Consider the following 22,025-nt stretch of genomic DNA (forward strand, 5'->3'; position numbering starts at 1 on the left):
GCGGTCAGGCTGTGGGATAACCGTGGGCAGAGCGGCCGGTGCCACCCCTGATCCGGCCCAGGACCAAATGAGGCTGACATGGCCGACGCCACCGACCACCTCTGGATGCACTTCACCCGGATGGCCAGCTACTCCGCCGGTGAGGTGCCCACCATCGTGCGCGGCGAGGGCACGTACGTCTGGGACTCGCAGGGTCGTCGCTACCTGGACGGGCTCGCCGGGTTGTTCGTCGTCAACGCCGGGCACGGGCGTACCGAACTGGCCGAGGCCGCCGCCAAGCAGGCCGGCGAGCTGGCGTACTTCCCGCTCTGGTCGTACGCGCACCCGAAGGCGATCGAACTGGCCGAGAGGATCGCCTCGCTGACCCCCGGCGACCTGAACCGGGTCTTCTTCACCACCGGCGGCTCGGAGGCCGTCGAGGCGGCGTGGAAGCTGGCCCGCGCCTACTTCAAGCGCACCGGCAAGCCCAACAAGCACAAGGTGGTCAGCCGGTACCTGGCCTATCACGGCACCTCGATGGGCGCGCTGTCGATCACCGGGCTGCCCGGCATCAAGACCGACTTCGAGCCGCTGGTGCCCGGCGGCATCAAGGTGCCGAACACCAACTTCTACCGGGCCCCCGAGCACGGTGACTCGCCCGAGGCGTTCGGCCGCTGGGCCGCCGAGGAGATCGGCCGGGCCATCGAGCGGGAGGGGCCGGACACGGTCGCGGCGGTGTTCCTGGAGCCGGTGCAGAACTCCGGCGGCTGCTTCCCGCCGCCGCCCGGCTACTTCGCGCGGGTACGCGAGATCTGCGACGCGTACGACGTGCTGCTCGTCTCCGACGAAGTGATCTGCTCCTGGGGCCGGCTCGGCGAGTACTTCGGCGCCGTCCGGTACGGCTACCAGCCCGACATCATCACCACCGCCAAGGGCATCACCTCCGGCTACGCCCCGCTCGGCGCGATGATCGCCAGCGACCGGCTGATGGCGCCGTTCCTCACCGAGACCGGCATGTTCGCCCACGGGGTGACCTTCGGCGGCCACCCGGTCTCCTGCGCGGTGGCCCTGGCCAACCTGGAGGTGTTCGCCCGGGAGGACCTGGTCGGCCACGTCCGCGCCCACGAGGACGCCTTCCGGTCCACCCTGGAGAAGCTCACCGACCTGCCGATCGTCGGCGACATCCGGGGTGACGGCTACTTCTACGGCATCGAGCTGGTCAAGGACAAGGCGACGAAGGCCACCTTCGACGAGGCCGAGTCGGAGCGGCTGCTACGCGGCTTCCTGTCGTCGGCGCTCTTCGCCGCCGGGCTCTACTGCCGCGCCGACGACCGGGGCGACCCCGTGGTACAGCTAGCCCCGCCACTCACCGCCGAGCAGGACCAGTTCGACGAGATGGAACAAATCCTCCGCACCGTACTAACCGAAGCCTGGTCCCGCCTATAACCCCCACCCTCCCCACCCCCACCCCCACCCCTCCCCCCACCCCCGCCTGGCGCTCGGTGATCAAGAGGTTTGCGTCAGGTTGGAGATCAAAAACCGCGCAAACCTCTTGATCACCGAACGCCAGCGAGGGTGGGGGCGGGGGCGCAGGGGGGTGGGGGTGGGGGTGGGGGTGGGGGGTTAGTGGTTGGGGGGGATTACTCGGAGGTGGCCTCGGCGGCCGGTGGGGGGGTTCTGGGGGTGTGGGTCGTGGTCGTCCTGGGGTGGGCGGGGGGCGACCGGGCGGGCCGCCTCGCGGACGGCCTCGGCCAGGGCGACCAGGTCGTCGGTGGTGGGTGGTGGCGGCTCGAACTCGCCCTCGTGCCGGACCACGTCCCAGCCCCGGGGGGCGGTCAGGCTCCGGGCATGCTGCTCGCACAGGTCGTACGTGTGCGGCTCGGCGAATGCCGCCAATGGGCCCACCACGGCGGTCGACTCGTTGTAAACATAGGTCAGGGTGGCGACCGCTTGCCGGGGGCAGGCGTTACGGGAGCAGCGCCGTGGGGACCTCACGTGCGGCAGGGTATCCCCATTACCGGGTCCGGCGCACCGGTTCGCTTTGCGACACGCCCATCACCGTGATCACAATTCGCACCTGGTGCGTCCCGCCGCGCCCGTCAGCACACGCTGCCGCGAGCCGGGTCGTCCCGAGGGCTACCCTTTGCCTCATGACGAGCCCGGAACACCGCCGCCCCGGCTCCGGCCGGCGCAACCACCGCGACCGCCACGGGCGTGGCCTGCGCGGGCGGCTGGTGCCGGCCACCGTACCGCTGGCCCGGACCAAGGCCGAGGTCTTCGACGACCTGGTGCTGGACACCGTGGAGACGCTGGAACGCCGGTTCGCCAAGGAGCTGGCCGGGGTCGAGTTCGCCGTCGAGGACGTCCCGCCGGACCTGAACGTCTACGACTCCGACGTCCTGGAGGACGGCGAGGTGCCACTGGCCCGGCTGCTGCCCGGCCGTCCGGGTCGGCAGGAGGTGCCGCCCCGGATCGTGCTCTACCGCCGGCCGTTGGAGTTCCGCGCGATGGACCGCGAGGACCTGGCCGACCTGGTTCATGACGTGATCATCGAGCAGGTGGCGAACCTGCTCGGGGTGGACCCGGACGAACTGACCTGACCGGCGCCGCTGTCCCGGACCGACACCGAACACCTCGCGACCCGGGCCACCGACCCGCAGGTCGGTGACCCGCACCGCCACCCCGACGCCGGTCACCCCCGTGACCTCGTCGGGCCCGAGCCGGGCGGCCCCCACCACCCCGACTCGACCCTTCGACTCAGGCGGCCCGCCGCTTGAGCTTGCGCCGCTCCCGCTCGGAGAGCCCTCCCCAGATGCCGAACCGCTCGTCGTGGCCGAGAGCGTATTCGAGGCACTCCGTCTTGACCTCACACCGCGAACAGATCCGTTTCGCCTCGCGGGTCGAGCCGCCCTTCTCGGGAAAGAACGCTTCCGGGTCGGTCTGCGAGCACAGCGCCCGCTCCTGCCACTCCGGCGCGTTTCCGAGCAGGTCGGCCACTTCAAGCTGGCCGTCCATCAGATGCCTCCTTGTCGCGCACCGACGTCACCGCCGCTGCAACCCCCCACGCGAAAGGCGTGCTTGTCCGTCCGGTCCCTATTTGCTGCGTTCCGCGCGAACAACCCCATCGAAATTACACGCGTGTAATGCGTGCGCCGTCAAGCCGAACTTGATAATGGAGTCGCCCTCCCGACACGCCACCGGACGGTCACCCGGACCACCCGGCCCTCGCAACCTGCCCTATCGATTCAGACCCCGGGCGAGTAACGCCCTCTCCGGCGAGTTGCCCCAGATTTCTGCTGTGGCGTCGCCGCCCCGGACGCCGCCGGGGCACGCCGACGGACGCTCGGACCGGTCGACCCGCCAAGATCATGAGCATGGTGGGGGACAGGCTAACCCGGTTCGGTCCGGACCGCCCGTCGGGCCGTGAACGACGACAGCGCCCCGTCCACAATGTGGACGGGGCGCGAGGGTCGGTACGGCCGCTGCGGTGCTAGGCCAACCGTGGTGGGCTGCTCGGCCAGACGAATTCGGCGATCGCCCCACCGTTGACGGAAATCGTCCCGGCGGACGTCTCCTCGTCCCACCAGACGGTATACAGACCCGCCGTCAGGTCCGGGTAGACCGCACTGTGGAACACCCCGTCCCGGACGATCCGCTCCCGTACGGCGGAGTGCGTACGCACCGCGCCGCCCTGGTCGACCCGGCTGATCTCGATCTCCCGGCCGTGCTGGTCGCGCCCGGTGTAGATGATCAGAGCACCGGTCTCGCCACCGACGTCGAGCATCACCGTGCCGCTCTCCGTCGGCCCGTACTGGTGATGGTGGTGGTGTCCGTTCACGCCGACCTCCGTCCGGTCAGGAACTCGCCGCGGGCGGGTTGTTGAACCCGTCGTACGGCGTGCCGAGGAAGGGGAAGTCCCGCAGGAAGGGCGCCGTCACGTCGGCGGCGCTCAGCCCGGGGGTGACCGCGCCGGCCGCCGCGTCCGGGGTGAACTTCTTGTCCACCAGCGGAACGGTGACCCCGGCCACCGCCCGCAGGGCGATGCTCACCACGTCGTCGGCGACCCGTCGACCATTGGGGAAGCCGGCCAGGTCGCCCCCGAGCAGACCGAACTGGTTCGGCTTGCTGCTCGGCTTGATCGCGGTGTTCAGCCGCAGCATGTCGGCCTGCACGTCACCGGTGAGGTTGGTGAAGCCGTCGATCAGCCCGGACGGAATGCCGGTGAGCAGGATGGCCACCAGGTCGGCCCGCGCCTTCTTGGACTTGTTGAGCGCGTCCAGGTTGGGGAAGACGCCCGGATAGAGCACCGGCAGCAGAGCGGCCAGCTCCGGCTGCTCGACGAACCGGGCGAACCGCTTGTCCTCGGTCGGGGGCAACGTGTTCCACAGGTCCTTCTTGGACATCGGCACGATGACCTCGTTGAACAACGGATTGCCCAGTCGGGACACCTGGGTCCACGGGCCGGCGGCGGTGTCCGCCGCGACCTTGTCGCCGAGCACCCGCACCTGCTGCCGGGAGGCCGTCGTCCACACCCCGATCGTCGAGGCCCGGTCGCTCGCGCCGTACCGGTTGGCCTTGCGGCGCACCTTGCTCAGCGGCACCTGCACCGCGATGCTGTGCACGTTCATCCGGTCCACCGCGTTGACCGGCTCGCCCTCGGCCCGGAACAGCTTCTTGCCAGCCACGTGCAACTGCTGGAACGGTCGGAGCGTGCCCAGGTCGAAGATCGCGCCCAGGTCGACGAAGAAGCCGTCCGCGCGCTGCCCGGCGAACACCTTCTCCCCCGTGGACAGCTTGTACGTCGCCTGCCGGACCAGATCGTTGTACTTGGGGATGGACAGCGGCCCGACGTTGCACGGCGGGCAGGGCAGCTTGTGCGCGAGCACGTGCTCCCTGCCGTCGGTCACCCGGGTCAGCTTGTAGAACTGCCGCCGGTTCCAGTTCTTGCTGTCCAGCGACTCGATCGGCCCGGTGTTGTAGAGAAAACTGTTCTCGTTCGTGATCTCGGTACGGAATTCGAACCGGTAGGTCACGTCGGGATGGCCGTCACCGTCGTTGTCGATATGGATCTCGTACCGCACGTCGTCGCCGAACTCGAAGAAGTTCGGGCCGCCCGAGGGGAGCTGCAACGGCACGTAGTTGGCGATCAGCGTCACCGAGTCCGGCCGGTCGGGGCTGACGAAGGCGTACAGGTCGGAGCTGTCGGCGACCGGGTCCTTGCTTATTTCCGGTGCTTCGCGGTGGGACGACATGGCGGACCAACCTTTGCGGAATCATGAGGAATCAGGGCATGACGAACCGGGCGCCGAGAGCCTGCGCCTGGCGGTGAAGGGGAAGAAACGCGGGCGGGTCAATCCCGCCCGACGGCAGCGGGCAGGTCAGCCCCGCCCGGCGGAGCGGGCAGGTCAGCCCCGCCCGGCGGCACGTCGCAGTCGGTCCGCCAGCCCTCGGTCGCGTACCTCGATCCGGGACGTGCCGACGAAGACGTCCATCGTCCCGGACTTGGCGTCCCGCAGGTGGACCACGATCGGGCCCTCCGCGCTCGTGGTCGAGGGGGAGTTCTGCGCGGCCGACACGCCGGTCACGGTCAGGGCAGCCGCGCCCAGCGTGGCGCTCGCCGCGGCGGTCAGTGTCTGGCGGCGGGTCAGACGGGGCCAGGAACGCTTCCGCACTTCGCTCGTCATGGGGAACCTTTCCTCCGGCGGCGCGTGAGCGCGCGCGGTGTGGAGCGCGAGGTCGCCGGCGGCGGCCCTCGCCTCAACCGCCGCCGGCGAACACTGGTACGGCCCGCACGCGTGAAAGGTTCGATGTCATCGGGACGGATGACCGTACGCGGTCGTCCGCTTGCGTGCCGGACGTCCGGCGGCGGCAGCGATCGCCCGCAACTGCTCCTCGGTTCGGGCCGAACCATTGCCCGAGCCGGCCATCCGGGAGATGGTCTCCTCCATCAGGGTGCCGCCCAGGTCGTTGCAGCCGCCCCGGAGCATCGCGGCGGTGCCCTCGTCGCCGAGCTTCACCCAGGAGCACTGGATGTTGTCGATCCGCCCGTGCAGCAGCAGCCGGGCCATCGCGTGCACCACCCGGTTCTCCCGCCAGGTCGGGCCGGGCCGGGCGATGCCGGCCAGGTAGATCGGCGCGTTGGTGTGCACGAACGGCAACGCCACGAACTCGGTGAACCCGCCGGTGCGGTCCTGCACGCCGGCCAGCACCCGGAAGTGCGCCAACCACTGGCCGGGGTGGTCGACGTGGCCGTACATCATCGTGGAGCTGGACCGGATGCCCAGCTCGTGGGCCGTGGAGACCACCTCGACCCAGGCGGCGGCCGGCAGTTTGCCCTTGGTGAGCACCCAGCGCACGTCGTCGTCGAGGATCTCGGCGGCGGTGCCCGGGATGGTGTCCAGGCCGGCCTCGCGCAGCATCGACAGCCAGTCCCGCACCGGCACGCCCGCCTTGGCGGCGGCGGTGACGATCTCCATCGGGGAGAAGGCGTGCACGTGCATGTCGGGCACCCGGGCCTTGATCGCCCGGACGATGTCGGCGTAACCGGTCACCGGCAGCTTCGGGTCGATGCCGCCCTGGAGGCAGACCTCGCCGGCACCGGCAGCCCACGCCTCCTCGGCCCGGTCGGCCACCTGCTCCACCGACAGCCGGAACGCGTCGGCATCCCGCTCACGCTGGGCGAACGCGCAGAACCGGCAGCCCACATAGCAGACGTTGCTGAAGTTGATGTTGCGGTTGACCACGTAGGTGACGTCGTCGCCGACGGCCTCCCGACGCACGTCGTCGGCGAGCCGGCACAACTCATCCAGGGCCGGGCCGTCCGCGCCGAACAGCGCCAACGCCGACGCCTCGTGCCGCGCCTCCAGCAGCGCCGCCGGGTCGTCCACGGCCAGCCGCAGGGCCGCCCGCACCGCACTGTCCATCCCCGGCCGGGTCTGCCCGGGTACGCCCGCCGCGGCGGGGCTCACCTTGCCGGCGACCTCCGCCCAGTCACCGTAGACGCTGTCGAAGTCACCCCGCCGGTCGTCGGTGCGGCCGGTGGTGTCGATGGTGGTGTGCAGGTCGGTCCGGCCGCCGCCGAAGACCTCCTCCGGCTCCTGCCACGGGCGGCCCACCGGCCGGGCCGCCTCGACGGCCAGCCCGGTCGCCGGGTCGGCGAGCGCGGTGACGTGCGGCAGCAACCGCGGATCGAGCCACGGGTCGCCCGCCCGGACGTACTCCGGGTAGACCGTCAGCCGCTCCCGCAGGGTGAAGCCGGCCTGTTCGGTCTGCCGGGCCAGCTCGTCGAGCTGCGGCCACGGCCGTTCCGGGTTGACATGGTCCGGGGTGAGCGGGGAGACCCCACCCCAGTCGTCGATGCCGGCCCGCAGCAGCAGGTCGTACTCGCCCTCGATCAGGTTGGGCGGGGCCTGGATCCGGGCCTTCGGGCCGAGCAGCAGCCGGGCCACCGCCACGGTGGCCGCCAGGTCGTGCAGCTCGGCGTCGGGCAGGCCACCCATCGCGGTGTCCGGCTTGGCGCGGAAGTTCTGCACGATCACCTCCTGGAGGTGGCCGTACTCCCGGTGCGAGCGGCGGATCGCGAAGATCGCGTCGACCCGCTCGGCCGGGGTCTCGCCGATACCGATCAGGATGCCGGTGGTGAACGGCACCCCGACCCGGCCGGCGTCGTCGAGGACCCGCAACCGGACCGCCGGCTCCTTGTCCGGCGAGCCGAAGTGCGGCCCACCCGGCTCCGACCAGAGCCGGGTGGCGGTGGTCTCCAGCATCATCCCCATGCTCGGCGCGACCGGCTTGAGCCGGTGCAGCTCCGACCAGGAGAGCACGCCCGGGTTGAGGTGCGGCAGCAGCCCGGTCTCCTCCAGCACCGCCACCGCGCAGGCCCGCAGATAGTCCACGGTGGAGTCGTAACCCCGCTCGTCCAGCCAGGCGCGGGCCGCCGGCCACCGTTCCTCCGGCCGGTCGCCGAGGGTGAACAGGGCCTCCTTGCAGCCCAGCGCCGCACCCTGCCGGGCGATCGCCAGCACCTCGTCGGTCTCCAGGAAGGCCGCCGGTAGCCGGTGCGGCACGGTGGCGAAGGTGCAGTAGTGGCACCGGTCCCGGCAGAGCCGGGTCAACGGAATGAAGACCTTCTTCGAGTACGTCACCACGCCCGGCCGGCCTGCGTCGCGCAGCCCGGCGTCCCGGACCTCACCGGCGATCCGGAGCAGTTCGTCCAGTTCGGTGCCCCGGGCGGTCAGCAGCGCGGTGGCCTCGTCGACGTCCAGCGCGCGCCCGGTGGCGGCCCGGCGCAGCGCCCGGCGCACACTCGCCGAGGTCGGGCCGGGATCGATGCGGTCAGCCATTCGCCCAGCCTAGGCGCTGACCGGGACGGTCCGGCAGGCATGCGACCCCGGTGTGACATCACCCCCGACCCGCACCGGGCTCGGGCGACCGCACCGGCCGGGGTCGGGTCCGGTCACGCCGGACGGTACGGGCCAGATCGATCCGGCCGGGACAGGTCCGGTCACGCCGGACGGTGTGGGCCCGGTCGTCCCGGCCGGGTCGGGGTCGCACGCCGTGGTGCCGACCGACCCGGCCGGGACGGGGTCAGTGCGGGGTGTTCGGGTCGTCGCGGCGGAACGGCTGGGTGCGGTCGGCCTCCACGTCACCAGTGCCGGTGGTCGGCTCTCCCGGTTGGCGCGGAATCGCCTGGGTCGGATCGGCCGACGGGGGCTGCCCGAACGGCGGGGCCACGTTCGGTCCGCCCACCGGCGGCGCGGACTGCGGTGCCACCCCGAACGGCGGCGCGGACTGCGGCGCACCGAACGGCGAAGCGGACTGCGGTGGCGGGGCGAACCCGGGCTGGCCGTACTGCCCCGCGCCGGGGTGACCCGGGGGCGGGTAGCTCACGCCCGGGTAGCCACCCGGCTGCTGCGGCCAGCCGGACTGCGGCTGCCCGTAGACGCCGGGCTGGGGCTTCGGCTTCGGGACGTAGTAGAGGGTGCGCCAGATCCGGTACACCACGAAGGCGGCCACCCCGAAGAGCGCCAACCAGGCCGTCCGGGTCAGCATGCCGAGCAGGGCGTCCAGCACCTCCGCCTCGGCCAGCCGGCCGACCAGCCAGATCAGGAAGGTCAACACGCCGAACAGCGCGGCGAAGGCGTACTCGCCGAGGGCGATCTGGGTGAACTGCCGCGCTCGGCCCGACACCGGTGCGAGGTGGGTGACCAGCAGCACGGCCAGCAGCGGCAGCACCGTCGACTCGACACCGGCGAAGGCGAAGAACTCGCTCCCCGCCCGCCCCGAGAAGGTGCTGTAGTCCGACGTCGGCACGAGCAGCCGGACGAACCCGACGAAGAGCAGCACGGCGTTCGCGCCGAGCAGGACGAGCGCGGCGAGTTCGCGCAGGGGTGCGGTGATCTGGCGGGCCCGCGACGGGTCGTGCGACGCGGGCTCTGCGGGGCTGGTCACGAACTCTCCCTCGGGGCGAAACGGACAGATGCCGACGTGAGCCTAGTCTCCCGGGCCGGCAACCGGCTGCACGCGTCCCGTACGGGAGGATGGACGACATGCGCATCGTGGTTCTGACCGGCGGGATCGGGGGTGCCCGATTCCTGCTCGGCGTCCGGGCGTACGCCCGCGAGGTGGGCGCCGAGGTGACCGCTGTGGTCAACGTCGGCGACGACATCTACCTGCACGGCCTGAAGGTCTGCCCCGACCTGGACAGCGTCCTGTACACCCTGGGCGGTGGCGCCGACCCGGAACGCGGCTGGGGCCGGGTCGGCGAGAGCTGGACCATCAAGCAGGAGTTGGCCGCGTACGGTGCCGAGCCGGGCTGGTTCTCGCTCGGTGACAAGGACGTCGCCACCCACCTGGTGCGCACCACCATGATCACCGCCGGATACCCGCTGTCGCAGGTCACCGAGGCGCTGGCCGCTCGGTGGCAGCCCGGCGTACGGCTGCTCCCGGCCACCGACGACCGGCTGGAGACACACGCGGTGGTCGACCTGGACGGCGACCGGCGGGCCATCCACTTCCAGGAGTGGTGGGTCCGGTACCGGGCCGGTGTCCCCACCGACCGGTTCGTCTTCGTCGGCGCGGACACCGCCAAGCCGGCCCCCGGGGTGACCGAGGCGCTGGCCGCCGCCGACGTGGTGCTTGTCGCGCCGAGCAACCCGGTGGTGAGCATCGCCCCGGTGCTGGCGGTCCCCGGCCTGCGCGAGGCGGTCGCCACCAGCCCCACCCCGGTGGTCGGGGTGTCGCCGATCATCGGCGGCGCACCGGTACGCGGCATGGCCGACCGGTGTCTGGAGGTGCTCGGCGTGGAGTGCAGCGCCGCCGGGGTGGGCCGGCTCTACGGTGGCCGGAGCGAGGGCGGCCTGCTCGACGGCTGGCTGGTCGCGCCGGAGGACGGCGGGTTGACGGTGCCCGGGGTGGCGGTCCGGTCGGTCCCACTGCGGATGACCGACGAGGCGGCGACGGTGGCGATGGTGCGGGCCGCGATGGAGTTGGTGTGAGGCTGGAGATCCTGCCGGTGCCGGGCATCGGCGACGTGACCGAGGGCGACGACCTGGCGGTGCTGATCGGGACGGCCGCGCCGTGGCTACGCGACGGCGACGTGCTGGTGGTCACCAGCAAGATCGTGTCCAAGGCGGAGGGTCGGCTGGTGGACGTCCCGGCCGACGGGCCGGAGCGGCTCGCCGCCCGGGACGAGGTGCTGGCCGCCGAGACCGCCCGGGTGGTGGCGAGCCGGGGGGCGACCCGGATCGTGCAGACCCACCACGGCTTCGTGATGGCCTCCGCCGGCATCGACGCGTCGAACGTCGACAAGACCCGGCTGGTGCTGCTGCCGGTGGACCCGGACGCGTCGGCCCGGACGCTGCGCGCCGCGCTGCGGGCCCGTTACCAGGTCGACGTCGCGGTGATCATCAGCGACACGATGGGCCGGCCGTGGCGCAACGGGCTGACCGACGTGGCGCTCGGTGTCGCCGGGATGCCCGCCATCCGGGACCACCGGGGCGAGGTCGACCCGTACGGCAACGAGCTGCAACTGACCCAGATGGCCGTGGTCGACGAACTGGCCGGCGCCGGGGAGCTGGTCAAGGGCAAGTGCGACCAGGTCCCGGTGGCGGTGGTCCGTGGCTACCTGCCCGCGACCCGCCCGAGCGACGATCGTGACGTTCTGCCTGCGGCCCGACCGGCCGACGACGGTGTCGGGGCCGCGGCTCTGGTCCGGGAGAGCGCGTTGGACCTGTTCTCCCTCGGCACCGCCGAGGCGATGGCGGCCGGGCTGCGCTCCGCCGCGACGCTGGCCGACGGCTCCGGCGAGGCAGCGGCCGACCCGGCGGCGGTCGACCGGGCGATCGCCGCGGTGGCCGAGGTGGTCACCCCCGGCACCACCTTCACCCGGATCACCGACGACGAGGTACGCGCCGGTCTCGCGGCGAGCGTCGACGGCTGGCCGACCGGGGCCACCGGCCTGGTGCTCGGCACGGCACCCACCCCCGTCGACCAGCCCGACCTGGTGCGCTTCGGTGCCGACCTGCACCGGCTGCGCATCGCGCTGGCCGCCGAGGGGGTTCCGTCCACCCTGCTGCCGCCGCCGACCGGCAGCATCGCCAGCGCCTGCCTGGCCCTCTGAGCGTCCCGCGACCCCGGCCGCGCCGACGGCGGAACTGAGCCCGCACCGCGTGCGCACCCGGTCAGGCGTCGAGCATGGCCCGGCCGAGTGGGGTCAGGGTGTGCAGCACGGTGTTGCGGTCCCGCCGGCTGACCAGCAGCCCGGCGTTGCGCAGCACGGCGGTGTGCTGGCTGGCTGCGGCGGGCGAGATGTGCAGGCGGCGGGCCACCTCGCTGGTGGTGGCACCGTCGTCGCTGACTTCGAGCACCGCGGCCCGGGTACGGCCCAGCAACGCCGCCAGCGCCTCGCGCCCGCCGCCGGCGGGCCGGTCGCCCGCACCGGGGGACGGGTCCAACCCACCGAGCCGGTCCGCCGGGTAGACCAGCACCGGCGGCAGCGCCGGATCGAGCAGGGCGACCGGGGTACGGGCACAGAAGAACGACGGCACCAGCAGCAGCCCCCGACCGTCCAGGTGCAACTCCCGACGGTTCGGATAGTCCATGACCTGCAGTACGCCGGATTCCCAGCGCATTCCCGGCCGCAGGCTCGCCAGCAGCCCCTCCGTGCCACCGTCGAGCAGAGCACGGGCCCGCACCGCGCGATCGGCCTCCACGGCGGCCCGGATCCGCCCCCAGTACGGGTCGATCGCCACCGACCGGTACTGCGTCATGGAGTCCGTCAGGTACCGCAGCACCTCCGGCTCGCCCCGGGCCAGCGCGGCGGCCGACGCCGGCAGCGGGTTCGCCTCGGCCAACACCGTCAGGTCGCGGTGCAGCAGTGGGGCCGGGGTGGACCGGACGGCGTCCAGCCCCGCCTCGAAACCGTCCAGGCTCTGGTACGGGGTGAGGAAGTCGGGGAAGTAGCCGCGCGGCGGGTTCAGCGCGAACAGCAGCCGGAACTGCTCGTTGGCGGTCTCCCGGCGCAGCCCGGAGGCGACCCCGCGCCGCCAGTTCGCCATCAGCGGGTCACGGGTTCGCCCCTGAAGCAGGTGCAGGCTGAGGACCAGTTCCCAGAGCGGGTCGGCGGCGGGGGCGACCCGGGTCCGGAGGAGGTCCGCCTCGGAGAAGTGGATGGTCAGCATGGAGCGCTCCTGGGGCGGGACAGGGGGACGCCCGCCGACCAATGAACTCTACCGGGCGGCACCTATCTGCACTTTTAAGCGTGGGCTGAAAGACCTCGACGCCCGCCCCGCCGGTTGGCATGCTCCTACTGCCTGGTACGACGCGTGGGGGTCACCCCGCCGTCCGCCGGGTGACCTGGGGCCCAGGGAACGTGGCGCCCGGGAGGCACCACGAGGGTCTGCGGCCCTGGTTCCGCAGAGGTGTCACCCGGGCCCCACCGCCCGCCCGTTCGGACGGGTCGGCTCAGCCGATCCAGAGCGCCACCCGATGGTCCTCGTCGGTGACGTAGAAACAGCGCCCGTCCACCTCGGCCACCCCCTCGACGTGCCGGAACGGCGCCAGCTCGGCCACCAGTTCGCCCGCGATCCGGCCGTCGACGGTCGGCTCCCACCGGAACCGGACGTGCCGCGAGGTCACCCCGCCACCGGCCGGATGATCGTCCAACAGCACCGATCCCTTGCCGAGGGCGTCGATCGACCCGACCACCGCCGCGTACCCGCCGTCAGCCGTCGGGGTGACCGCGCGGAAACCCACCAACGCGCCGGGCGGCGTCACCCCGGTCAGCGCGTACGCCCGGCCGGCGCGCGGCCATCCGCCGCCCGGGGTGAACATCCCCGGCACGCCGGCCAGCTCGACCAGGACCGGTTCCCCGTCCACGGTCACCGGGAAGCGGAGCCCGAGCAGCACCGTCCCCTGCGGAGTGAACGCCGCCGCCTCCACGTTCAGCGGCAGGTCGTCGTCGGCCAGCCGGTTCACCCAGGACTTGGCCCGCGCCGTGCCCCGGGACACCGTCTCGACGATGAACCGCTCCCGGACCCGGTCGCCCGGCGGCAACGGGGTGAACTCCGCCTTCACCAGCGCGTCGTTGACCGCCCGGTGCACCCGGAACCGGTTGCGGACCACCTGCACCGGCAGCGTTCCGGTGGCCGCGTCGTCCTCACGGAACCGGGCCACGAACGCCCGGCGGGGGCGCAGCGGGCCGGCCTTGGAACCGAAGTGCGATCCGAAGACGTACACCCAGCCGTCGTGCTCGGCCAGCGCCTCGCCGTCCTCGGTGCGACCGTTCTCGGGCCCCGCGTCGGCCGGTACGTGATGGGCGACCCACTCGCCGTCGGCGCGCTCCAGCAGCAGGGCCAGGCAGTGTTCCACCGGCCCCTCGTCGAGCACCGTCCAGAAACCACGGATGGCGTCGTGTGCCCGCAGCAGCGACCGGGACCGGACCGGCAACAGGTCGCTGGCCTCGTTGCCGGCGACCACGAACTCCAGAAGTCTCAGGTTCACCGCGCCAGGGTACGGAGCGCACGCTCGTAGAGTGTCGGGATGTCCGACGCCTCGCCCGCCGCCCACCCCGGCAGCACCCCGTTCCCCACCGCCCCACCCGCCAGCACCGCCCCACCGGTTGGCACCGCCCCACCGGCGGCCACCGCCGGACCGGCCGCCGTCGCCGGACCGGCCGCCGTCGCCGGACCGGCCGGCTACGCCGAGTCGCCGGGCGCGATCGGGGCGGGGGCGACAGGTGACGGGAACGTGGCGCTGTACGCCGACGCGGTCGCGGTGCTGACCGGCTGGACGCCGACCGGGCCGGCCGCCGCCGAGGCCCGGGACCGTACCCTCGCCCTGCTCGCCGACGGACCGGCCGCGTTGGAACGCCGCCACCTGCCCGGCCACCTCACCGCGAGCGCGCTGGTCCTCGACGCCGCAGGTGCCCGGGTGCTGCTCTGCCTGCACGGCAAGTTCCACCGATGGGTACAGCTGGGCGGACACTGCGAGCGGGGCGACGACACGCTGGCCGGGGCGGCGCTGCGCGAGGCCACCGAGGAATCCGGCATCGACGGCCTGGTCATCGACCCCGTCCCGATCGACGTGGACATCCATCCGGTGAGCTGCCAGGGCGGTTCGCTGCACCACGACGTCCGGTTCGCGGTCTTCGCCCCGGAGGGCGCGGTCGAGCAGGTCAGCGACGAGTCCGAGGCGCTCGGCTGGTTCCCGACCGACCAGTTGCCGGAGCCGCTGGCCAGCGGGACCGCCCAGCTCGTCACCCCGGCCCTGGCCGCCCGCACCCGCCGGCCCGGCTGACCGTCGGCCTCCGGACCCGCCGGACGGGGAGCCAGGGCCGGCGGGTGCCGAGCCGGGACGGGGCAGGGCAGGCCGGGGCAGGGCAGGCCGGGGCAGGGCAGGCCGAGCCGGCGCAGGGGCGGCGCAGGCCGAGCCGGGGCAGGGGTGGCGCAGGCCGAGCCGGGGCAGGGCGAGCCGTCAGACCAGCCCTTCCTCGCCCCTGGCCTTCAGCTCGTCGACCAGCGCCTTGACGTCCTGGGCCCGGTCCCGGGGGCAGACCAGCACCGCGTCGGGGGTGTCCACCACGATCAGGTCGCGGACCCCGAGCGCGGCCACCAGCCGGCCCGACTGCGGCACCACCACCAGGTCGTGGGCGTCGTGCAGCAGGACTCCCGGCTTGGCGTCCGCGCCCAGCACCACGTTGCCGGCCGGGTCGGCGGGCAACACCTCGCCGAGGGTGTGGAAGTCGCCCACGTCGTTCCACCCGAAGTCGCCCGGCACGGTGGCGACCCGGCCGGCGGTGGCCGCGCCCTCCATCACCGCGTAGTCGACGGAGATCTTCGGCAGCGTCGGCCAGACCGCGCCGAGGACGTCGTCCTGCTCCGGGGTGCCCCAGGCCGCCGCGATCGAGATGACCCCGGCATGCAGGGCCGGCTGCTGGCGGGCCAGCTCGGCGAGGAAGACGTCCACCCGCCAGACGAACATGCTGGCGTTCCAGAGGTGCCGCCCCGAACGCAGGTACGCCTCGGCGACCGGCGCAGCCGGCTTCTCCTTGAACTCCACCACCGGACGCAGCGGACCGTCGCCGGTCGGCTCACCGGTTTCCAGGTAGCCGTAGCCGGTCTCGGCCCGGGTCGGGGTGATCCCCACCGTCATCAGCAGGCCCTGCTCGGCACCCCGGACCGCCGCCCGGACCGTCTGCACCCAGGCGGCGGGGTCGCGGATGAGATGGTCGGCGGCGAAGGAGCCCATCACCGCCGACCCGTCCCGCCGCGCGATCACGGCCGCCGCCAGGGCGATCGCCGCACAGGAGTCCCGGGGCGACGGCTCCACCAGGATGTTCTCCTCGGGCAGCCCGCTCAGTTGCCGGGCCACCGCCGCCGCGTGGGCGGCGCCGGTGACCACCAGGGTGCACGCCGGTGTGGTCAGCGGCGCCAGCCGGTCCACGGTCGCCTGGAGCAGCGACGCGTCGGTGCCGGTGAGCGGGTGGAGGAACTTGGGGTGCCCCGCGCGGGACAGCGGCCACAACCTCGTGCCGCTGCCACCCGCCGGGATGACGGCGTAGAGCATCAGCACATCATGCCCGAACCGCCACAGGTCGGATGCCGGGTCGGCCGTACGGTCAGCGACCACTCAGGAACGGGCCCGGCTCCACGCGGCGATGTGCACCTCGGCGCTGGACGCCCAGGTGAACTCCTTGGCCCGGTCGAAGCCCGCCTTGGCCAGCGACAACCGGCGCTGCTCGTCGTCCAGCAGGGCGGCCAGGTCGGTGGCGATCTGCTCCGGGTCCTCACTGGTGTAGGCGACCGCGTCGCCGCCCACCTCGGGCAGCGAGAGCCGGGGGGTGGTGAGCACCGGAGCGGCGCAGGCCATCGCCTCCAGGATCGGCAGACCGAACCCCTCGCCGTACGACGGGTAGGCGGCGACCAGGGCCCCGCCGAGGAAGCCGGGCAGGTCGGCGTAGCGCAGGTAGCCGGGGCGCAGCAGCCGCAGGTGGGAGGGGACCTCGGCCACCGCGCGGTCGATGTCGTCGTCGTGGCCCTGGCCACCGGCCACGACCAGGGCCGGCGGGTTCTCCCGGTCGCCCACCGCCCGCGCCCAGCCCCGGATCAGGTTGGGTACGTTCTTGCGCGGCTCCTTGGCCCCGAGGAAGGCGATGTAGCTGCTGCCGCCGAGCCCCAGCCGGGCCCGCACCCGGGCCTTCTCCTCCTCGCCCGGGGCGTGGAAGGCCTGTTGGTCGACCCCGTGGTAGGCCACGTCGATCCGGGTCGGGTCGGCGTCGAGCAGTCGGATCAACTCGTCCCGGGTGGCCTTGCTCGGCACGATCACCCGGCTGGCCCGGCGCAGCGACGTCTTGATCGCGCTGCGGAAGAACGTCCGGCGGGACTTGTCGTAGTGCTCCGGCTCGGTGAAGAACGTCGCGTCGTGCACGGTCACCGTGACCGGGCAGCCGGCCCGCAACGGGCAGGTGTAGAACGGCGAGTGCAGCACCTCCGCACCGACCTGCTGGGCGAGCAGCGGCAGACCGGTCTGCTCCCAGGCGAGCCGGGCCGGGCGGTGGGCGACGGCGGCCGGGGCGGGGATCACCTCTGCGCCGGGCAGCATCCGGGTGTAGCGCTCCAGGTCGGTGCGGAGGCTCACCACGACCAGGTCGACCGTCTCCCCGCAGACTGTGCCGAGGGCTCCGAGCAGGCCATCGACGTATCTACCGACGCCGCCACGGTCGGCGGGGACACTCGTGGCGTCGATGAGCACGCGGGGCGGGCGACCGGCGGTCACGGGGCGACTCCTTGAACTGGCGGGCCTGTGGGGAACAACACTCCGGGCAAGCCTACGCCGGAGCCCGGCGCGGACGCTGACTCCGACCCGACCGTACGCCGACTTGTCATCGTCATCGGATACGGACGGCAGCGGCGTATCGTTCGCGTCGATGGCCGACAACATTGCCCGGGTGTTCGCCGCCGCGATCGCGGCCGACCCCGCCCGCCCCCTGCTGACCTGGTACGACGACGCCACCGGCGAGCGCACCGAACTCTCCGGCGCGACCCTGGCGAACTGGGTGGCCAAGACCGCCAACCTGCTCGTCGACGAACTGGCCCTGAGCCCCGGCGACCCGGCCGGGGTGCTGCTCCCACCGCACTGGCAGACCGCCGCGGTGCTGCTCGGCTGCTGGTCGGCCGGGTTGACGCTGCGTGACGGGCCGGGCGACGTGGACGTCCTCTTCGCCGCTGCCGACCGGGTGGCCGAGGCGGACGCCTGGCCGGCCGGCGACCGGTACGCGCTGGCGCTCGCCCCGTTCGCCGCCCCGCTACGCGAGGTCCCCGCCGGTTTCAGCGACTACGTCGTCGAGGTACGCACCCAGGGTGACCACTTCACCCCGTCCCCCCAGGGTGGCCCCACCGACGCCGCCCTGCTGGCCGACGCCGACGCCCGCGCGACGGCCCTCGGCATCTCCCCCGGCGACCGCCTCCTCATCGATGCGACCACCCACCCCGACCCCCGCGACTGGCTCCTGGCCCCCCTGCTCCGCCACGCCACGATCGTCCTGACCGCCAACTCCGACCCCGCCCGCCTCCCCTCCCGCACCACCACCGAACAAATCACCCACACCCTCCCCTAACAACACCCCCACCCCACCCCTCCCCTGCCTCCCCCCTCCCCTGCCCCACCCACCCGCCGTCGATCATGGAGTAGTGGTGGGGGAAAAGTAGCCTTTCACCCCTTTTACGGGGCACCACAACTCCATGATCGACGGGGCGCGAGGCAGCGTGGGGTTAGGGGGTGGGGCGGGATTGGGCGAAGGTGGCGAAGGCGGTGAGGGATTCGGGGTTGGCCAGGGCACCCTGGGCGGCGGCCGACTCGATGGGGGTGCCGGTGAGGATCTTCTTGACCGGGACTTCCAGCTTCTTCGACGACAGGGTGCGGGGGACGGCCTTCACCTGGTGGATCTCGTCGGGGATGTGGCGGGGGGACAGGGCGGTGCGGAGTTCGCGGGCGATCTTCCTGCGAAGGGCGTCGTCGAGCTCCAGTCCCTCGGCGAGGACCACGAAGAGCAGCAGCTCACCGGTACCCCCTTCGTCGTCCTCCAGGTGCACCACCACCGAGTCGACCACCTCGTCGAGGCTCTCCACCACGGAATAGAACTCAGCGGTGCCGAGCCGTACGCCGCCCCGGTTGAGGGTGGCGTCGGAGCGACCGGTGATCACGCAGCCACCCCGCTCGTTGATGGTGATCCAGTCGCCGTGCCGCCACACCCCGGGGTAGACGTCGAAGTACGCCTCGGCGTAGCGGTGGCCGTCCGGGTCGTTCCAGAAACCCACCGGCATGCTCGGCATCGGCGCGGTGATCACCAGTTCGCCCAGTTCCCCGATCACCGGGGTGCCGTCGGCCGAGCGGGCCTCCACCTTCGCGCCGAGCGCCCGGCAGGTGATCTCACCGGCGTACACCGGCAGCAGTGGCACCCCACCGACGAAACCGGTGCAGACGTCGGTGCCGCCGGAGAGCGACTGGAGCTGGAGGTCGCGGCCGACCGTCTCGTACACCCAGGTGAAGCCCTCGGCGGGCAGCGGCGCACCGGTGGAGCCGACCCCGCGCAGCGCGGACAGGTCGGCGATCTCCCTCGGCACCAGGCCGGCCTTGCGGCAGGCCAGCAGGAACGGCGCGGACGTGCCGAAGTACGTGGTGCCGGTCTCCTCGGCCAGCCGCCACAGCGCGCCCAGGTCCGGGTGGCCGGGGTTGCCGTCGAAGAGCACGATCGTCGCCCCGACGGCCGGGGCGGAGACCAGGAAGTTCCACATCATCCAGCCGGTGGTGGTGAACCAGAAGAACCGGTCGGCCGGGCCCAGGTCGTGGTGCAGGGCCAGCATCTTCAGGTGCTCCAGCAGGATGCCGCCGTGCCCGTGCACGATCGGCTTCGGCAGGCCGGTGGTGCCGGAGGAATAGAGCACGTAGAGCGGGTGGTCGAACGGGACCGGGGTGAAGGTCAGCGGCTCGGCGGTCTCCGCCGCCAGCTCGGCCCAGCTCAGGCTGCTCTGCGGTACGCCGTCCGACGCGGCCTCCGTGCGGTCGACGGGGGTGCCGGGCAGCGCGGCTGCCGGGGCAGAGCCGCCAGAGCCGGCCGAGGTGAAGCCGCCGGGGGCGGTCGGAACAGAGCCGCCGGGGCCGGTTCGAGAATGGCGGTCGGGGTCGACCGGGTGCAGGTAGGCGATGTCGACGGTGTGGGTCAACGACGGCAGGGCGGCCCGGATCGCGGCCACCTCGGCCCGCCGGTCCACCGGCTTGTCGCCGTACCGGTAGCCGTCCACGGCCACCAGGACCTTCGGGGCGATCTGCTGCCAGCGGTCGACGACGCTACGGGTGCCGAACTCCGGGGCGCAGGACGAGAAGATCGCCCCGAGGCTGGCGGTCGCCAACAGCAGCACGTACGTCTCGGGGATGTTCGGGGCGTACGCGGCCACCCGGTCCCCGGCGACCACGCCGAGCCGGCGCAGCCCGGCCGCCACCCGACGGACCTGTTCCCGCAGCTCGGCGGCGGTCAGGGTGACCGGCGGGCGGGTCTGGCCGTACGCGACGACCACCGGGTCGTCGTCGGCCCGGCCCGGCATCCGCAGCACGTTCTCGGCGTAGTTGAGCGTCGCGCCGGGGAACCACCGGGCACCGGGCATCGCCGCATCGGCCAGGGTCGCCGTCGGCGGGGTGTGCGCCACCACCTCGAAGTGGTCCCAGATCGAGCGCCAGAAGGCGTCCAGGTCGGTGACCGACCAGTGCCACAGCGCGTCGTAGTCGGCGAAGTCCAGCCCCCGGTGCTCCCGCAGCCACCGCAGGTAGCCCCCGATCCGGGACCGCTCGCGTACGTCCGCCGGCGGCGTCCACAGCACGTCACCCACCGCTCCACCCTCCCTGAGCCCCCGCACGACACTGTGCCGGACCGTACCGCCATCTTGCCTACCTGGCAGCGCCATCATCCACACCGGGGCCCGCCCCCGAAACGTGCCCCGCGCACACAATCCAAGCCCCCACCCCACCCCCACACCCGCCCGCCGGGCTGCAACCGACCCCGGTGATCAAGAGGTTTACGTCAACATTCGGCGTGGAGCTGACGCAAACCTCTTGATCACCGGGGCTAGACGCAGGGTGGGGGTGGGGGTGGGTGGGGGTGGGGGTGGGGGGTTAGGTGGCGCGGTGGGCTTGGATGGCGCGGCGTTTTGCTAGGCGGTGGGCTCGGCGGATTTCTGCTTCCTTGAAGCGTCGTTCGTCTTCGGGGGTCTCCGGGAGCACCGGACGGACCGTCCGGGGTGCGCCGCCCACGTCGACGCCGACGAAGACCAGGTAGGCGGTGGCCACCCGGACCGGCGCGTCCTCGGCCGAGTCCCACCGCTCGGCGACCACCTTCACCCCCACCTCCATGGAGGTGTTGCCGGTCCAGTTGACCTGGGCGTGGGCGTGCACCAGGTCACCCACCCGGACCGGTTCGGAGAAGACGATCTCGTCGATCGAGGCGGTGACCGCCGTGCCGCCGCTGTGCCGGGCCGCCGCCGCGCCGGCCACGTCGTCGACGAACTTCATCAGCACCCCACCGTGCACGGTGCCGTACAGATTTACATCGACAGCAGTCATGATGCGACTCAGCGTGACCCGGGAGTACGACGTCGGTTTACCGGGAGGGGTGGTGGGGTGCTCGGTCATGACGGAAACGGTACGGTGCGCCAATGCGACATCTCTGGAGCTTCCTCGCCGGGCTGGTGGTGGCGCCCATCACCTGGGCGCTGATCACTCTCGGGCAGGACGGGTCGAACCGGACCGTGGACCGCTGGGTGGAGATCGGCACGTACAACACGGCCAACCTGATCGAGCCGGCCGTCTACCTCGGCGTGGCCGGCATCCTGCTCGGCCTGGTCGGCACGCTACGCACCTCCCCGGTCGGCCCGCTCGTCGCCGGGCTGCTGCTGATCACCCCGTACGTCGGGATGTTCATCGCCCCGTTCACCGTGCTCGACCGGATTCCGACCGGCTGGAAGGTGCTCGGTGACCCGCTGCCGCTGCGCCAGCCGGTGCAGAACGGCACCCTGTTCCTGGTCGGCCTGCTGCTGCTGGTGGCCGTGTTCAGCGCACAGCGGTGGCGGCGCTGGCCGCAGCCGGCCGCCGGGGCGGAGCTGACCCCGGCCGGCGACACCTCGCCGCAGCCCAGCTACGCCACGAGCGACTGGCCGCCGGCCGGTCCGCCCGCCCGAAGCGAGCCGGACACCGCCCCGCTCACCCTCGGCTACCCCGATCTCGACACCCCCACCGAGCCGCTGCCCCGGCGGGCGGGGACCGAGTCACCGTGGTCCGCGCCGCCGCGCTACGGCGCCAAGCCGGAGAACAGCACCGACAACCGTTGACCACCGTCGGGTGGGTCGGCAGGACCGGCCCACCCGCGCCCCATCATCAGAGGTTCTCGCCGTCCGCCGCCCCGGGCTAGTAGTGCTTTGTTAGGTTGTTCCGGTGTGTCGCTTGTAGGGCTTTTTGGGTTGTGTTTGGCTGCCCTGGTGGACGAGCGAGGACTCACACGG

General features: G+C 72.6%; 20 protein-coding genes and 1 pseudogene. 7 read left to right on the top strand and 14 right to left on the bottom strand.

Annotated elements, in window-relative coordinates:
• Positions 1 to 78: 78 nt before the first annotated feature.
• Positions 79 to 1,425: an aspartate aminotransferase family protein gene (locus tag ACIG87_RS28410; RefSeq protein ID WP_396854636.1), complete on the top strand. Its 1,347-nt coding sequence runs from the start codon at positions 79 to 81 to the stop codon at positions 1,423 to 1,425.
• Positions 1,426 to 1,602: 177 nt separating this feature from the next.
• Here the strand turns inward: ACIG87_RS28410 and ACIG87_RS28415 are convergent, their stop codons facing one another.
• Positions 1,603 to 1,974, bottom strand: coding sequence for a DUF3499 domain-containing protein (locus ACIG87_RS28415; protein WP_396854638.1), 372 nt, complete (start codon positions 1,972 to 1,974; stop codon positions 1,603 to 1,605).
• Between the two features lie 155 nt (positions 1,975 to 2,129).
• On the opposite strand from ACIG87_RS28415, the gene ACIG87_RS28420 reads away from it, so the two are divergent.
• Complete coding sequence (locus ACIG87_RS28420) at positions 2,130 to 2,579, top strand: metallopeptidase family protein (RefSeq protein ID WP_396854640.1); 450 nt, start codon at positions 2,130 to 2,132, stop codon at positions 2,577 to 2,579.
• A 157-nt stretch (positions 2,580 to 2,736) separates the two neighbouring features.
• On the opposite strand, the gene ACIG87_RS28425 is transcribed toward ACIG87_RS28420, so the two are convergent.
• The 6 genes from ACIG87_RS28425 to ACIG87_RS28450 all read right to left on the bottom strand — a co-directional run bounded on the left by ACIG87_RS28425 (position 2,737) and on the right by ACIG87_RS28450 (position 9,429).
• Positions 2,737 to 2,994 (bottom strand): WhiB family transcriptional regulator, encoded by a 258-nt coding sequence (locus ACIG87_RS28425; RefSeq protein WP_007455784.1) that lies wholly within the window; start codon positions 2,992 to 2,994, stop codon positions 2,737 to 2,739.
• Between the two features lie 475 nt (positions 2,995 to 3,469).
• Positions 3,470 to 3,817 (bottom strand): phospholipase, encoded by a 348-nt coding sequence (locus tag ACIG87_RS28430; RefSeq protein ID WP_396854642.1) that lies wholly within the window; start codon positions 3,815 to 3,817, stop codon positions 3,470 to 3,472.
• 16 nt (positions 3,818 to 3,833) lie between these two features.
• Entirely contained in the window at positions 3,834 to 5,231 is a 1,398-nt protein-coding gene (locus tag ACIG87_RS28435; protein WP_396854644.1) for a DUF4331 domain-containing protein, read from the bottom strand.
• A 153-nt stretch (positions 5,232 to 5,384) separates the two neighbouring features.
• The gene (locus ACIG87_RS28440) at positions 5,385 to 5,663 is read right to left on the bottom strand and encodes a hypothetical protein (RefSeq protein WP_396854645.1); all 279 of its coding nucleotides are present in this window, start codon (positions 5,661 to 5,663) and stop codon (positions 5,385 to 5,387) included.
• Positions 5,664 to 5,789: 126 nt separating this feature from the next.
• A complete protein-coding gene (locus ACIG87_RS28445) occupies positions 5,790 to 8,321 on the bottom strand; it encodes a bifunctional FO biosynthesis protein CofGH (protein ID WP_396854647.1) in 2,532 nt (843 codons plus the stop codon).
• Between the two features lie 244 nt (positions 8,322 to 8,565).
• Positions 8,566 to 9,429, bottom strand: a complete 864-nt coding sequence (locus ACIG87_RS28450) for a hypothetical protein (RefSeq protein ID WP_396854649.1) — start codon at positions 9,427 to 9,429, stop codon at positions 8,566 to 8,568.
• 98 nt (positions 9,430 to 9,527) lie between these two features.
• Between ACIG87_RS28450 and cofD the strand changes: the two genes are divergently transcribed.
• Together cofD and ACIG87_RS28460 are read left to right on the top strand one after the other, a co-directional pair.
• Complete coding sequence (cofD, locus tag ACIG87_RS28455; protein ID WP_396854651.1) at positions 9,528 to 10,475, top strand: 2-phospho-L-lactate transferase; 948 nt, start codon at positions 9,528 to 9,530, stop codon at positions 10,473 to 10,475.
• Positions 10,472 to 11,599, top strand: a complete 1,128-nt coding sequence (locus ACIG87_RS28460) for a coenzyme F420-0:L-glutamate ligase (protein WP_396854653.1) — start codon at positions 10,472 to 10,474, stop codon at positions 11,597 to 11,599. The genes cofD and ACIG87_RS28460 overlap by 4 nt, the downstream gene beginning before the upstream one ends.
• A gap of 61 nt (positions 11,600 to 11,660) precedes the next feature.
• Here ACIG87_RS28460 and ACIG87_RS28465 read toward each other — a convergent pair whose 3' ends face one another.
• Positions 11,661 to 12,659 carry an ArsR/SmtB family transcription factor gene (locus ACIG87_RS28465; protein ID WP_396854654.1) on the bottom strand — a complete coding sequence of 333 codons (999 nt, stop codon included), beginning with the start codon at positions 12,657 to 12,659 and terminating at the stop codon, positions 11,661 to 11,663.
• Positions 12,660 to 12,942: 283 nt separating this feature from the next.
• Complete coding sequence (locus ACIG87_RS28470) at positions 12,943 to 13,980, bottom strand: hypothetical protein (RefSeq protein ID WP_396854655.1); 1,038 nt, start codon at positions 13,978 to 13,980, stop codon at positions 12,943 to 12,945.
• Positions 13,981 to 14,196: 216 nt separating this feature from the next.
• Between ACIG87_RS28470 and ACIG87_RS28475 the strand changes: the two genes are divergently transcribed.
• Complete coding sequence (locus ACIG87_RS28475; RefSeq protein ID WP_396854674.1) at positions 14,197 to 14,775, top strand: NUDIX hydrolase; 579 nt, start codon at positions 14,197 to 14,199, stop codon at positions 14,773 to 14,775.
• Between the two features lie 177 nt (positions 14,776 to 14,952).
• Here the strand turns inward: ACIG87_RS28475 and ACIG87_RS28480 are convergent, their stop codons facing one another.
• Both ACIG87_RS28480 and ACIG87_RS28485 read right to left on the bottom strand, forming a co-directional pair.
• A complete protein-coding gene (locus tag ACIG87_RS28480) occupies positions 14,953 to 16,044 on the bottom strand; it encodes a mannose-1-phosphate guanylyltransferase (RefSeq protein ID WP_396854675.1) in 1,092 nt (363 codons plus the stop codon).
• Positions 16,045 to 16,107: 63 nt separating this feature from the next.
• Complete coding sequence (locus tag ACIG87_RS28485; protein ID WP_396854656.1) at positions 16,108 to 17,253, bottom strand: glycosyltransferase family 4 protein; 1,146 nt, start codon at positions 17,251 to 17,253, stop codon at positions 16,108 to 16,110.
• Positions 17,254 to 17,404: 151 nt separating this feature from the next.
• Between ACIG87_RS28485 and ACIG87_RS28490 the strand changes: the two genes are divergently transcribed.
• Entirely contained in the window at positions 17,405 to 18,094 is a 690-nt protein-coding gene (locus ACIG87_RS28490; protein WP_396854658.1) for a TIGR03089 family protein, read from the top strand.
• A gap of 154 nt (positions 18,095 to 18,248) precedes the next feature.
• On the opposite strand, the gene ACIG87_RS28495 is transcribed toward ACIG87_RS28490, so the two are convergent.
• The 3 genes and pseudogenes from ACIG87_RS28495 to ACIG87_RS28505 form a co-directional block, all read right to left on the bottom strand.
• Positions 18,249 to 20,078 (bottom strand): acetoacetate--CoA ligase, encoded by a 1,830-nt coding sequence (locus ACIG87_RS28495; RefSeq protein ID WP_396854676.1) that lies wholly within the window; start codon positions 20,076 to 20,078, stop codon positions 18,249 to 18,251.
• 18 nt (positions 20,079 to 20,096) lie between these two features.
• Positions 20,097 to 20,438 (bottom strand): annotated as a pseudogene (locus tag ACIG87_RS28500) (acetyl-coenzyme A synthetase N-terminal domain-containing protein); the annotation flags it as partial.
• Positions 20,439 to 20,643: 205 nt separating this feature from the next.
• Entirely contained in the window at positions 20,644 to 21,159 is a 516-nt protein-coding gene (locus ACIG87_RS28505) for an acyl-CoA thioesterase (protein ID WP_396854660.1), read from the bottom strand.
• Between the two features lie 23 nt (positions 21,160 to 21,182).
• On the opposite strand from ACIG87_RS28505, the gene ACIG87_RS28510 reads away from it, so the two are divergent.
• The gene (locus tag ACIG87_RS28510) at positions 21,183 to 21,854 is read left to right on the top strand and encodes a hypothetical protein (protein ID WP_396854662.1); all 672 of its coding nucleotides are present in this window, start codon (positions 21,183 to 21,185) and stop codon (positions 21,852 to 21,854) included.
• Positions 21,855 to 22,025: the final 171 nt, after the last annotated feature.

Origin of the sequence: Micromonospora sp. NPDC051925 (genome assembly GCF_044548625.1) — a bacterium.
Lineage (GTDB): Bacteria > Actinomycetota > Actinomycetes > Mycobacteriales > Micromonosporaceae > Micromonospora.